The organism is Chryseobacterium sp. CS3K3.1 (assembly GCF_059515165.1).
Map to the genome: position 1 here is coordinate 96,621 of NZ_JCAKRV010000005.1, position 13,565 is coordinate 110,185.

Here is a 13,565-nt window from a genome sequence, read left to right on the forward strand (position 1 = left end):
TTAATCAATACGATAAAATAACAAACCGCTTTTAAATTAGATTTAAAAGCGGTTTTCAATTAACAAGGATTATGAAAAAAATTATCTGAGTACCAGGGAATTAAAAATTTCTTGTTTTAAAGGATTTTTTGACCAGTCATCCCAAGCGCCCGTATAAGGATTATAGCCACATTTCAGAGGTTTTGATATATTCAGGCCTTCTTTGTTTTTTAATGTGTTTTCAGTATATGCCCTGCAGTCTGTACAGACATAACGGAATTCACAGTCTTTGCATATTTCAATTTGATCTTTGGTGAGGTTCCAGTATTTTGTGAATTCAGGTTGATTGATAGCTTCTTCAAGAATCTTGTTATCAACGTTCCCAAAACTTTCATTCATCAGTGGACAATTTTTGATGTCACCTTTTCTATCGATACCTACCTTTTTATACAGGCAGGAATTGTGGTTCACTGCTTCTATAACTTTAGTGATATTGGTATTGAAGTATTTCAGTTCCACTTTTCCACAGGCAGATATTTTCAGATCATCTTTCAGAAAATTCAGTGAGAATCTATATTCATCTTTAACTTTGAAAGGAGCTTCCAGACAATTGTAAAAAATGAGACTGTATATTCTGACCGTATTTTTTTGAAGAGCCTTTATAAACGAGAGGTTGACTTCCTGGTGAAACGGTGAGAAAATTTCTATTCCTGATAACACTGAGGTTTTAAAAATTTCATCAATTTCTATACAATCTTTTAAGGGTAAAGGTTTTAAGCTGTAAATAACCAAATGCTTAATCCCAAGATTTTCTATTGACGGAAATATCTTCTTTATGATCCCGATATCTTCTATTTCGATAAAGAGATTGGTGATAGCGCTGGGCTCATGATGTTCAAAAGAAAGAGGAGGAAAATTTCTGTCCCAATCACTCTTTGTAATAAATCCATATTCTTTTTCCAATAGAAGATTGATGTATTGCTGAATAATTACTTTGGATTCCTGATCATAATCTTTCAGCAGGTCTTCAACAGAACTGTTTTTCAGCCCTTCTATAATTTCATACAACTCCAGCGGATACAGTTCCGATACATTTCTCTGTAGATCTGAAATGAGAATTCTGGTGGCTCCTTTGGTGATGAGGATGTTTGAGAATAAATTGAAGTATTTCATAGTAGCCGGTTCAATGATTTGATAGGTCTTTCTCTTATATAATAATTCGTCTGATATTTTTTGCACTCTAAAACATAGACGACATCATTAGGCTTTTTAAGTTTCTGATCATTGAATGGCTCTATATGTTTGAAGGTAAGTGGAAGCTTATTTTTTTCTTTAACTTTAATTTTCATAAGTAATCTGCTATTTCTTTGTCCAACGAATAGTTACAGGTATGAGACAATCCCAGAAACTGCCCAATAGTATTGACTTCTAAAAAATAAAATTTACCATCTTTTCCTTTGATAAAATCTAATGATCCGCAATTAAGATCTAATGCATGCATCAGAAGGTGTATTTTTTCTTCAATGTCAAATGTTAATTTGTAAGGAATAGTTCTATTGGGTTTTTCTAAATTATATTTTCTGAAATCTGTTTGGGTCTGTTTATCATTTTGAGAAAAAATAGCCATTGAATAGCATTTTCCATTGAGATAAAATGTTCTGATTTCAAATTCTTTATCAATCTTATCCTGAAAGAATGTAATGAAAAACTTTGCTTTCTCTCTTTTGTGTACCGTTGAGGTATACATGATACCATTTAAATCTTTATCAATGTCATCCAAAATAGGATTTCCACCAATGGTTTTTATAATAGTTTTATTCAGGGAAACCTGATCCGTATTATCTGCCAGGTAATATTCAGGAATTTCTAACCCTTTTTTTTTAGCTTCTTCCAATACCAGGAGTTTATTAATATCACTATTGCTTTCTTTGTTGATATGTTTTTTGGACTCCAGTACCGCTCTTACATAATCTTCCAGCCAATGCTGTACTTCATTCATGTGAGCATTTACAGAAGGGTTTTCATACCTTAAGCGTTTGATTTTTAATCTGCCTCTCCTGTACCACACACTTGCGATCTCATCCAGAAAAAAAGAACTTCTGCTACTCCTTAACAGTATTTTTTTGTTCTCCACTGCAATTTCAAAAATTTCATCTTCATGGATACGGATGAATTGCTTTTTCATTTCAAGAAGCCATTTTATAATTTTATTAGTGGTTCTTTCATTGTTGTTGGAAATAATAAGAATCATTTTTTGAAGTAATCTTTGGTGATTTTAGAAGAATGTTTAATACTGGGTATACCTATTTTTTTTCTTTCCTGATTGGCTTTTATTGTATCCACAATAGCATCATAACTTAGGTAAATACCATATAGGGTTCCTTCCTTGCTGATTTGCAGATTGTGGCGGTCGACCATATTAGCATAGTCTTTTGGGATGCAGTCTCCTGATTTTATATATTCCAGCATTTTTGCTTTTAAATAAGGATATTCTTTTTCATCTACCATATGACTGAACAAGGGATGCATGGGCATAAATATACCGTCATTTCCGATAAGTCCGATTTTTTGTACTGAAGGATAACCATAGTTTTCAAAGGTCCATTTCAAGAGTTGTGCATTTATTCTGTCATTTTTTTCCATGAGCTGAAAGTTTTCCCTATTTTCAGCCTGATCACGGACAAATGCCACGCTGAAAGAATCTACGAGCCGTCTATTTAAACCTTTTTTCCAGTTTGCAATTCTTTTTCTCACCTCAGTACTATCGATACCGTATTTTTGAAACAGACCGAAATAGCTTTTTTCCGAACCTTCATAGGGAGCTATTAGAGGGATAAGCTTATATAGACTTTTCTTTCCACCGAAATTCTTTTGATGTTGATCAGCCAGCTTAATATATGTCTCATATTCTTTAATACGTTCCTGATTTTTAGGGCTGTATTTTTTGAATAATTTCTTATACTGTTTTATTGCTTCTTCGGGTTGGTTAGCTATCCGGTAAAGACTGTCAATTTCATTTACTTTGTTATAATAAATGATATAATCCTTGCTTTTGCAGGAAAGAATAATGAAAAGAGTAATGAGGAGGAATATTAAAATTGAATTTCGTTTCATTAGGTGATCAGTATTTATTGTATTAACGATACTCTTATTGGTAAAAAGGGAGGAATTATTTTCCTCCCCAGACAATATATTAACACTCTTATTGATCTTAGCAGACATATAAAGTTGAATCAAGTTTATGATCAATCCATGTTTCTTTATCATAACAGTCTCCGCTATTTGTAGCAACATAATTGACAGCCGAGGATTCCATTAAACCTCCTTTGATCACCTTTAAATCATTTAACTTTTTGTTTTCCAAAGAAGAGAAGCCACTCTTCATTCCATTTAATTTTTTCATGTGTGTAATTTTTAATTGTTTTTATATAAATCATTTGTGTCAAATTAACCCTTGACTTTGGGTGAATAATTCTTCCTATTTATTATACACTGTACACTTGTATTGTCAATCTGAAGAATACATTTTGTCAACGTTGATGGGATAAAACTATAAATATTTAGATCACTTTATAGGGATAAAATGTGTAAATGATTTGTATTTTGCTTTGTGTACAAATGCAAATTTTACTCTGAATAGGAGCTGGGCTTTGGTGAAATATTTGAAATTCGAAAAAGTATAAATTACATACCGGCTATAAAAAGAAAGCTACTGACTTTAACAATAGTTTGTACGGTAATATTTTCTATTGTACAATACCGGAAAATAAGTGATGTAAGCCTGGAAATAAGATGTTGAATAACTTGTTTTTGGGTACTATTTGTATGCTTCTTGTGATTTGTTTTATATAAAATCAACTTTTTTAGCACCAAAAACCATGTAAGTATCCCCTCAGTTTTTATAGAAAACCTCTGATTTTAAAACTTTGGATATTAACAAATGAATTTTAAGTATAAAAAAGCTTTTCAATCTCAGGATGAAAAGCTTTCAGTTTAGTATAAAGTAAAATATATATTGTTACTCAGAAAACACCCCCTGGAAAAAAGATTCTAAAGCGGTATCATGATCCAGACCGAACTTCTTTTTCAGACGGTATTTGGTCATTCTTACACTTTTGGGTTCTACATTGAGGAGGTTGCCAATTTGTTTGGTGTCCATTCCCAGATAGAGGTAAGCACAGTATTTCAAATCCAGTGCTGTAAGTTTTTGTTTAGCTTTTTCATTGATATTTTTGAAGAAATCAGGATGCAGTTCCTGAATGGTGAATCTGATTTTTTCAAAATCATTGTCAACCCGATTTTCTCCTTTTACCACCTGATGAATATTAATATCCGTATCGGAAAGCTGGGTCTGAAGCTGCTGCAGAACCTCATTCTTATGCTGAATATGAAGCTGGCTCGCCAGTACCTCACTTTGAAGTTTTTGCTGCTGAAGGGTAAGTAGTTCCTGTTCTGCCCTTAATCTGGCCTGCTCTTCCTCCTGAAGTTTGACCTGCATTTCTGCTTCATGCTTTTCTGTATCAAGCTTATTTTCCCTTTCTATAGAATACCGCAGTTTAAAATGATAAGAACGGAACATAAAGAAGGCTCCAATCAATCCTATGATTCCCAGTATAATATAAAGAAGTTTTTCCTTTTTCAGACTGGCCGTTTTTTCGGTGAGAGATCTGAGTTCAGATTCTTTTTTCTGCGATTGATACTGAGCTTCCAATCTTTTTGCAGTTTCAGCCTGGCCTTCATCAAAGAGAAGATTGCTGTATTCTGTTACTTTTGTCTCATACTCATAAGCTTTCCGGTAATTTTTCTGTTTTGCATAAAGCTCTGCAAGATTTTTTACCACATTGATCATCACGTGATAATAAACCGGTTGCTGGGTAAGCAGAATCTGTTCAGCTTTCAAAAGGTATTGCTCTGATAAAGCATCATTCTGATCCCGTGAAGCAAGATTGCTTAAAATACCAAGCGCACCTGCCTGCATACTCTGATTAAGAGTGGTGTGCTGGGTAAGGGTCAGGATTTCGTGGGCATTATTCTGAATTTCCTCACGGATTTCGGGAGTCATAACCGGATAGCTCAGATAATAGTTGGTAAGATTCAGCAGTGCCATTGCATGCACATGGGCTGAGACATGACCGGGAAATTGATGGTACAGGCCAACAGCTTTCTTACACATCTCTATGACGGGTTTAAGATCTTTTAAGTTTCCGCTTTTCTCATATTGAAAGGAGTAGCAGACAGCCAGCGCTGAATAGGTAGAGCTGAGTAAATTTTTGTTTCCCGCCTTTTCAGCAAGCTCTATGGATTTTTTGGCATATCTGGTGGCATTGTCAGCATCGTTCCATTCCGTATAAATTCCATAAAGGAGATAATTGAGCTTTGCATTTAATAAGATTTCAGAAGGTTGTTTTTCAACGGTGGGAAGAACTTTCTGAACAAGCTTGATGGTACTTTCAAGTTCGCCAAGTGCATTTCTATAATAGATATTCAGATAGTTGGCATATAATTCAGCCGTTTTGTTATGACTCTTTTGAACAATTGCATTCGCAGCATCCAGAATAGGTGGAATCTTATCATATTCAGACTGATTAAGTTTGATGATTCCCTTTTGAGTAAGCGCTTTTACTTCTTCAGCATAATCATTTTCTTTTTTAGCAAGATCAATTTGCTGCTGAACATATTTCTCAGCTGTAGCATATTGATCGCTGACTCTGTAATATTCGGTGAGCTCATTGTAAATTCTGAATCTTTCTGCAGTAGAAATATGACCTTCATTCAACTGGGTCTTAAGACCATCAATAAATGTATTCTGTGCGGGATATAAAGTGCAGATAAAAAGTATACAGTATAAAAGTAAGTACTTTAATTTCATAAGGTGAAAGTACAAAAATTGTAGACACCTGTCAATTTCCTGTCTGAAAAAGTAGAACTATGTTTCGCTTTTAATTTATTGATTATTAGTTGTTTAATTGTTTTTGTAGACATTTTGTAGTCATCTGTAATCAGCATTGAAGATGTTTTGTAGTTGCTGAAAAGAAGTCTGAGATCTTTTTCTTCTGCAATTTTGGGCCAGAAAAAATCAAAGAATATTAATTAAAAATTTTACAGCTATGGACAACAAAACCTTATCAATTGTTTCTTACATTACGCTTTTCGGATGGCTGATATCCTTCTTTATCGGAAAAGAAAAGTCGAACAGCCTTTTAAAATACCATCTGAAACAATCATTGGGATTAATTCTTTTTTCTATTTTTTTATCTATCATTCTCAATATTGTATTGATGGTTACTAAAATCGGAATTCTGGGAATATTGGGTTTGATTCCTTTGGTGTTAATGATTATCGGGATTATTAATGCAGCCAACGATGTTGAAAAACCTTTACCCTTGATCGGAAAAATGTTTGAAGATAAGTTTTCTTTCATTAGATAATATCTGATGATTAACAGGGTACAAAAGACCATTTTGAAAATAATAAAATCAGACAGCCAAAAAATGGTAAAAATAGGATAGCTATAATCATGAAACTGGCTGGTCTTATAACGAATATAATGTGCTGATTTGACAGGATAAAGGTAATTTTAGCGCCCATTTTAAAAAAGAAAGGAAGTATGGATTTTGAAATTTTGAAACAGCAAATTGAAGACGCTGCAAGGAAAGCTTTTTTAGAAGTGTATGAAAAGCATGGAGCAGAAGGTATTTACAGTTTTGCTTTGTACAGTGATGAGGGAGCAATGACGGTTTGCCCTGCTGCCAATACATTGAAAGCTATGGAGAATACAGATGACGAAGATGCTCTTTATTATAAATATGAACCGGCAGAATGGACCTATGAAATGGAAGGAGCCAATAAAGAATTTGATGAGCTTTGTACCCAATTGAGGGCAGAGCTTACTAAACATGACGACGATGGTCATTGGTTTGAAGGTTTTCAGATGAAGTTGTATTCTACCTGTATTGAAGTACTGGAAAAACTTAAAAAAGAGAACTTTTTCACAAAGATCACGGGCAAAGAGATTTTCCTGATTTTCACGGTCTCAGACTATGAGTTTGAGAAGGAAAAGCTAAAAGATCTTATCGTCAGACTTAACGATAATGAATACAAAATTGAATATCTGAACTGGATGGCTGCCTGGGGCAATTAAAAATATGATGCATAAAAAAACACTTTAAATATATACATATGAAGCCGATAAAAATAATTGTCTCAGAAGCCCTCTTATACAATAATAACAGAAGAATCTCATCCAAAATATAAAGAACAATTACATTACTTATGAACAACTACCAATTTTATAAACAGGAAGGAAACCAATATATTTTTAAAAACCAGCCGGTATTTGTATCCGTGCTCTGTATTATTTTCCTGATTGTAGCAGCATTACTCTTTAATAGCGTAAGAACTTTCAGTTATGTTATTATTGCTGTAGTAGTACTTATTATGATCAATTTCTTTACCAAGAAATTTATTATTGATATGGACCGGAAAACGATTACCGGAAAACACTCCATTTTTGTTCCGGTAAAAACCTATCCCATAGAGAATTTCAGAAATTTTCATGTGGTGGCCACAAAATATATGGGTTTTATCATCACAAATGTAATGCTGTCTATGTACTTTGAAGTAGATGGAAAAGAAAAACAGCTTACCATAGGCCAGGCTCTTACTCAGAAAGGAATTCAGAAAATGGTCAATGAGACGGAAGATATAATGAACCTTAATAATCCTGAGAATGGATATCAGAGACCGCTATAGATTTGAAGAAAACGGAAGTGAAATAAGCTTTATGCCGAATTACAGTTTCCTGCGCACTCTGGTATGGTGGCTGGGACTGGGAGTGATTGCACTTCCTGTTATTGTGTATTATTTTAGGGATAAGATGTCTGGCGACCAGTTTAAAATAGCAATGGGCTTATGGAGTATTTATATGATTTATTTCCTGTTTGACCTTCTTTTCAGAATTCCTGTGAAATATATTTTTGATAAATCAGAAAAGTGTATTTACAGAAAACTGTTACTTTCCAAAAAGTTGATGAACTTTGATGAAATGACCTATTTTATTAACGATGAAAGAGGTGGATATTATTATTCCATCGGGAAGAAAAGAAATCAGTTTGTGAAAAACTACAGAATCAGCAATTACTTTTCCGGATCTAAAGCTTCTGACAGAAGAGAAGATGAATACATCAAAGAAATTTTATGTCCCGTTCTCGTGGCTGTTGGAATTCCTTTGAATCAACCGGAACAATAATAATCAGGGTAAAAACTAATACAATGAAGAATGGTGTATAACCATTCCCTTCCTCCGGAGGGTGGCAAAAATTCAAAGAATTTTTGATGGGGTGGTTGATGCATCACAAAAAACAGATTTTCACAAATCAAATCTGCCAACAAAAAACTCCGGCGGTTTCGAAGAAACCGCCGGAGTTTGCCTATATAATATCTTATTTTAAGCTAAAATTCTCTTTACAGCTTCTTTTACTGCAGCCGCATCAATTTGATACTTTTTCATCAATTCTGCTGGTGTTGCAGACTCTCCGAAAGTATCATTTACCGCTACAAATTCCTGTTTTGTAGGTCTTCTTCTTGCAAGCATACCTGCAACAGATTCTCCTAAACCTCCAAGATAGTTGTGCTCTTCAGCCGTTACAATTTTACCTGTTTTTTCTACAGATTTTAAAATGATCTCTTCATCAAGAGGCTTGATCGTGTGAATATTGATCACCTCACAGGAAATACCTTCTTTCTCAAGTTCATCAGCCGCTACAAGAGATTCCCATACAAGGTGTCCTGTTGCAACAATCGTTACATCAGTACCTTCCTGAAGCATGATTCCTTTTCCGATTTCGAAAGGCATATCTTCAGGGATGAATACAGGAACCACAGGTCTTCCGAATCTTAAATATACAGGACCTTCAAAATCTGCAATCGCCAGGGTAGCAGCTTTAGTCTGGTTGTAATCACAAGTGTTGATCACGGTCATTCCGGGAAGCATTTTCATCATACCGATATCTTCAAGAACCTGGTGAGTAGCTCCGTCTTCTCCTAAAGTAAGACCTGCGTGAGATGCACAGATTTTTACATTTTTATCAGAATAAGCAATAGACTGACGGATCTGATCATATACTCTTGAAGTAGAGAAGTTGGCGAAAGTTCCTGTAAAAGGAATTTTTCCTGTAATACTAAGACCTGCAGCAATTCCCATCATGTTCGCTTCTGCAATACCAATCTGAAAGAATCTTTCAGGAGCCTTTTCAATGAATTTCTCCATCTTCAGAGAACCGATAAGGTCTGCACAAAGTGCTACTACATTAGGATTTTTGTCCGCTAATTCTGCTAATCCTGCTCCGAATCCTGAACGAGTGTCCTTTTTTTCTGTATATGTATATTTCATTTTTTACTAAAGTTTTTGATCATTGATAAATGATGAGTGATTAATCATATTATAAAGTTCCAGAAGCATCATTTATCAATAATAATTTATCATTTATAATTAATAATCAGCCGGAGCTTCCAGGTACAATTGCTTGAATGCCGTGTCTAACTGCTCATCATTAGGAGCTTTACCATGCCACGCATGAGATCCCATCATATAATCAACTCCGTATCCCATTTCTGTATGAAGAAGGATGGCTACAGGTTTTCCTTTTCCGGTTTCTGTTTTTGCTTTCTCAAGAATTGCAATGACCGCTTCAAGATCATTACCGTTCTTTTCTTCCAAAACAGTCCATCCGAATGCTTCCAGTTTTGCATGAAGATTTCCTAAGCTTAATACATCATCGGTATCTCCGTCAATCTGGCGCCCGTTGTAATCAATAGTAGAAATGATGTTATCTACTTTTTTAGCAGAAGCATACATCAATGCCTCCCAGATCTGACCTTCCTGAAGCTCACCATCCCCGTGAAGAGAGTAAACAAGAGACTGATCACCATCTAATTTTTTACCCTGAGCTACTCCAAGTGCTACAGAAAGCCCCTGTCCAAGAGAACCCGAAGCGATTCTGATTCCCGGAAGACCTTCGTGAGTTGTTGGGTGTCCCTGTAATCTTGAATCTAATTTTCTGAAAGTGCTCAGTTCTTCAACAGGGAAGAAACCAAATCTTGCTAAAGTAGAATAGAATACCGGAGAAATATGTCCGTTTGATAGATAAAAATGATCTTCATTTTTGCCTTCCATTGTGAAAGGAAGTTTATAGTTCATCACTTTACCATAAAGGGCTGTAAAGAATTCTGTACAACCTAAGCTTCCACCCGGGTGTCCTGAATTAACAGCGTGAACCATTCTTAAAATGTCTCTTCTGATCTGCGTAGTAAGAGTCTTTAACTCCTCAATACTTTTACTCATTATATCTGATTTATTTGTATGCGAATTTACAATTTTTTACCGGCTTACGGAAATGCAAAAGCCCGGAGATAAAACCCCGATCGTTGTATGATTTTAATATTTTTCCGCTTTTAACAGCCTTCATTAAGGTAAACGGAGATTTCGGTCACTATATTATTAACAAATTTAAAGCTTAACAGCGTTCCTGCCTGGCTGTCTTCAAGATTAAAATAACCGGTGTCTTTAATCGGTTTGCCATTAGAGTCCCAATCCGGGCGTACACTAAAGTTGGGGTAATTTCTGTAGGCATTGATCAGGTCGTCGCGGGTGCTTCCAACTCCGATTCCGCTTTTGGTTTTGAACTTTTTACTAGTTGTTGTCATATAGGTAATCGAAGGAACACTTGGATTGGCCTCATTAATGTAATTATCAAAAAGATCAATCTGTATGGTTTCTCCATTATACTTTACCATGTTTTTTTTCTCTCCACCCGCGTTAACCAGCTTTGTTCCTGCAATTTTTTCAGCCTCAGCTTTCGGCATAAAGACTTTAAACGGCCCGATTCTTAATGTTGATAGTTCAAAATTGTCCTGAGCGCTCATAAAGCTGAATGTTAATAGGAAAGCGAAAAATGAGATAATTTTTTTCATGGTTTTTAGGGTTGTATTTTTTTATTTTGATTAATTTTTAATTCTGTTTATTTTATACATTTCAAAGATATTAAAATAGTAAAAGTAACTGTGTAAATAAAAGAAAAATTATAATTAATTTATTTTAGCTTAATGCCTTTATACAGGCGGATTTTTACATTTTCTATAGGTTTGTGTTTGATTTTTTATTTTTTGTATGTAATAATCTGATTAATTTAATTAATTTTATAATTCCAGATTATTTGAATTATTATTCCTTGGTTAATTATCTTTTAGCTTTGGCCTTATCATTTGAATGAATAAAAATTACAAACCATTATATATGAAAATTAAACAATTATTTTATCTGGGGATATTTATAATATCCGTTTCCTCCGGGAAAGCACAGGATTTTTTTACAGTAATAAGTGAAAGATCCATTAAAGCAGACCCTAAAAACAGAACAGTGCAGCCGGAAAAGGCACTGACGTACACACTGGATGTAGCCGGAATGAAAAGTTATTTTAATTCCGTTCCGGAGTTAAAAGACAGCGATCGTAAAGACAATGCTCCTATTATTGTTCTGCCAATGCCTGACGGCACCAAAGCAAAATTCAGAATCTGGAAATCTTCAGTGATGGCTCCCGGGTTAACCAGCCAGTTTCCTCAGATTGTTACTTTTACAGGACAGGGAATTGACGACAAGTACGCCACCATAAAACTGGATTTTACAGAACTGGGATTCCATGCACAGATAAAATCTATAGTAGCCGGAGATTCTTATATTGATCCCTATGCAAAACAGGATATCAGCAATTATATCATTTATAAAAAAAGTGATTTGATTGATAAAAATCCAAGGTCTTGTGGAGTAAAGGATGAGGGCGAGTCTCCCTTGGGAAAAAAAAACGCTCAAAAGACCGTAGCACCAAGCGTAGGAAATCAAATTAGAGTTTTCAGGCTTGCGGTGGCTTGTACTGGAGAATATGCTGTAGCAGCAACGGGTACCGCCACACCTACTGTAGCACAGACACTTTCAGCTATAGTAACCTCCGTAAACAGGGTGAATGGAGTTTACGAACAGGAAGTTGCTTCAAGATTGGTGCTGGTGGATAATGAAGCCAATGTGGTCTTTACAAATGCCACTACAGATCCGTTTAACGGAAATAACAATGCCAGTACGTTAATTAATGAGAGCCAGACTCAGATTGATTTATTGATAGGAAATGCAAATTATGATATCGGACACACCTTCAGTACAGGTGGCGGAGGATTAGCCGGATTGGGAGTAATCTGTAATGCAACCAATAAAGGTAGAGGGATCACCGGTTCACCTAATCCTGTTGGAGATCCTTATGATATTGATTATGTAGCCCATGAAGTAGGGCATCAGTTTGGCGGGCCGCATACATTTAATGCCATTACAGGGAGTTGTAATGGTAACCGGAGTGCATCTAATGCCGTAGAACCTGGAAGCGGAATTACCATAATGGCTTACGCCGGAATTTGTGGAAGTACCAATAACCTGGCTCCTAACAGTATTCCGACTTTCCATACCAAATCATATCAGTCTATCACAACAAAAGTTCAGTCAACAACATGTCAGGTTACGCTTCCTGTTAATAATTTTGCTCCAACAGTAAACGCCGGAGGCGATTATACCATCCCGAAGAGTACACCATTCAGATTGGAAGGTTCTGCGACAGATATCGATAATAATCCGCTTACGTACAGCTGGGAGCAGAATGATGTAGGCCCGGCAGGCGACTGGAATGCTCCTACCGGAAATGCACCTCTGTTCAGATCATATGTACCTGTAACCGTTCCTTACCGATATTTCCCAAAACTTACAGATGTAATCAATGGTACGGTTTCCAAAGGAGAAGTTAGACCATCTTATGCAAGAACGATGGAGTTCAGACTTACCGTAAGAGATAATAATGCGGGTTGTGCAGGGGTAGCCAATGATGATGCTGTTATTACCGTTGATGGAAATTCCGGACCTTTCAATGTAACTGCACCTGCTACAGCGGTAAGCTGGGCTGGTAATTCCACTCAGACGGTAACATGGGATGTCGCCAATACAACGGCATTTCCTGTGAATGCTGCTACTGTGAATATTTATCTTTCAACAGACGGCGGTCTTACCTATCCTACACTGATCCTTGCTTCTACTCCGAATGATGGTTCTGAAGCTGTTACTATTCCTAACGTAAATACAACACAGGCAAGAATTATGGTTGCTGCAGAAACAAATGTTTTCTACAACATTAACCCTGTCAACTTCACCATTACCCAGACATTAGGTGTGAACGAGACTGCTGCCAATAAAGACGTATTTGTCGTATATCCTAATCCAAGTAAAGGATTACTGAATGTGAAATTTACTAATTCAAATGAAGTATATGATATTACTGTATACGATGTAAGCGGAAAATTAGTGTTCACTCAGGCTGCTAACAAATTGAATCATGATAAAACAGGTACTTTTGACTTGTCGCACCTTGTCCAGGGAGACTATCTGATCAAGGTTAAATCTAAGAACTTAGAGAAAACAATCAAGTGGATTAAAGAATAATCTATTTCATTGATTCCAATAAAAGAAAAAGGCTGTCTTCATTGAAAACAGCCTTTTT

General features: G+C 35.6%; 13 protein-coding genes. 5 read left to right on the plus strand and 8 right to left on the minus strand.

Annotated elements, in window-relative coordinates; translation table 11 throughout:
• Window positions 1–81 precede the first annotated feature (81 nt).
• The 5 genes from gwsS to AC5YGI_RS06800 form a co-directional block, all read right to left on the minus strand.
• Window positions 82–1,152: a grasp-with-spasm system SPASM domain peptide maturase gene (gene gwsS, locus AC5YGI_RS06780; protein ID WP_496167855.1), complete on the minus strand. Its 1,071-nt coding sequence runs from the start codon at window positions 1,150–1,152 to the stop codon at window positions 82–84.
• Between the two features lie 172 nt (window positions 1,153–1,324).
• Entirely contained in the window at window positions 1,325–2,230 is a 906-nt protein-coding gene (gene gwsG, locus AC5YGI_RS06785; RefSeq protein ID WP_330745382.1) for a grasp-with-spasm system ATP-grasp peptide maturase, read from the minus strand.
• Window positions 2,227–3,093 carry a hypothetical protein gene (locus AC5YGI_RS06790; protein WP_330745383.1) on the minus strand — a complete coding sequence of 289 codons (867 nt, stop codon included), beginning with the start codon at window positions 3,091–3,093 and terminating at the stop codon, window positions 2,227–2,229. The genes gwsG and AC5YGI_RS06790 overlap by 4 nt, the downstream gene beginning before the upstream one ends.
• Before the next feature lie 97 nt (window positions 3,094–3,190).
• Complete coding sequence (locus AC5YGI_RS06795) at window positions 3,191–3,382, minus strand: TIGR04139 family peptide modification target (protein WP_330745384.1); 192 nt, start codon at window positions 3,380–3,382, stop codon at window positions 3,191–3,193.
• A 615-nt stretch (window positions 3,383–3,997) separates the two neighbouring features.
• Window positions 3,998–5,848 carry a helix-turn-helix transcriptional regulator gene (locus AC5YGI_RS06800; protein ID WP_496167857.1) on the minus strand — a complete coding sequence of 617 codons (1,851 nt, stop codon included), beginning with the start codon at window positions 5,846–5,848 and terminating at the stop codon, window positions 3,998–4,000.
• 238 nt (window positions 5,849–6,086) lie between these two features.
• On the opposite strand from AC5YGI_RS06800, the gene AC5YGI_RS06805 reads away from it, so the two are divergent.
• From AC5YGI_RS06805 to AC5YGI_RS06820, 4 genes are all read left to right on the plus strand, one after another.
• Window positions 6,087–6,407 carry a magnetosome magnetite crystal formation protein family gene (locus AC5YGI_RS06805; RefSeq protein WP_227944253.1) on the plus strand — a complete coding sequence of 107 codons (321 nt, stop codon included), beginning with the start codon at window positions 6,087–6,089 and terminating at the stop codon, window positions 6,405–6,407.
• 179 nt (window positions 6,408–6,586) lie between these two features.
• Window positions 6,587–7,120 carry a DUF4303 domain-containing protein gene (locus AC5YGI_RS06810; protein WP_496167858.1) on the plus strand — a complete coding sequence of 178 codons (534 nt, stop codon included), beginning with the start codon at window positions 6,587–6,589 and terminating at the stop codon, window positions 7,118–7,120.
• A 131-nt stretch (window positions 7,121–7,251) separates the two neighbouring features.
• A complete protein-coding gene (locus AC5YGI_RS06815) occupies window positions 7,252–7,731 on the plus strand; it encodes a hypothetical protein (protein WP_496167860.1) in 480 nt (159 codons plus the stop codon).
• Window positions 7,709–8,227 (plus strand): hypothetical protein, encoded by a 519-nt coding sequence (locus AC5YGI_RS06820; protein ID WP_446106647.1) that lies wholly within the window; start codon window positions 7,709–7,711, stop codon window positions 8,225–8,227. Before AC5YGI_RS06815 ends, AC5YGI_RS06820 begins: the two co-directional genes overlap by 23 nt.
• Window positions 8,228–8,425: 198 nt before the next feature.
• On the opposite strand, the gene AC5YGI_RS06825 is transcribed toward AC5YGI_RS06820, so the two are convergent.
• The 3 genes from AC5YGI_RS06825 to AC5YGI_RS06835 all read right to left on the minus strand — a co-directional run bounded on the left by AC5YGI_RS06825 (window position 8,426) and on the right by AC5YGI_RS06835 (window position 10,950).
• A complete protein-coding gene (locus AC5YGI_RS06825; RefSeq protein WP_110010857.1) occupies window positions 8,426–9,370 on the minus strand; it encodes a transketolase family protein in 945 nt (314 codons plus the stop codon).
• A 99-nt stretch (window positions 9,371–9,469) separates the two neighbouring features.
• Entirely contained in the window at window positions 9,470–10,354 is an 885-nt protein-coding gene (locus tag AC5YGI_RS06830) for a transketolase (RefSeq protein WP_228406544.1), read from the minus strand.
• A 77-nt stretch (window positions 10,355–10,431) separates the two neighbouring features.
• Window positions 10,432–10,950, minus strand: a complete 519-nt coding sequence (locus AC5YGI_RS06835; RefSeq protein ID WP_330745389.1) for a hypothetical protein — start codon at window positions 10,948–10,950, stop codon at window positions 10,432–10,434.
• A gap of 322 nt (window positions 10,951–11,272) precedes the next feature.
• On the opposite strand from AC5YGI_RS06835, the gene AC5YGI_RS06840 reads away from it, so the two are divergent.
• Window positions 11,273–13,507 (plus strand): reprolysin-like metallopeptidase, encoded by a 2,235-nt coding sequence (locus AC5YGI_RS06840; RefSeq protein WP_496167861.1) that lies wholly within the window; start codon window positions 11,273–11,275, stop codon window positions 13,505–13,507.
• The last annotated feature ends 58 nt before the right edge of the window (window positions 13,508–13,565 follow it).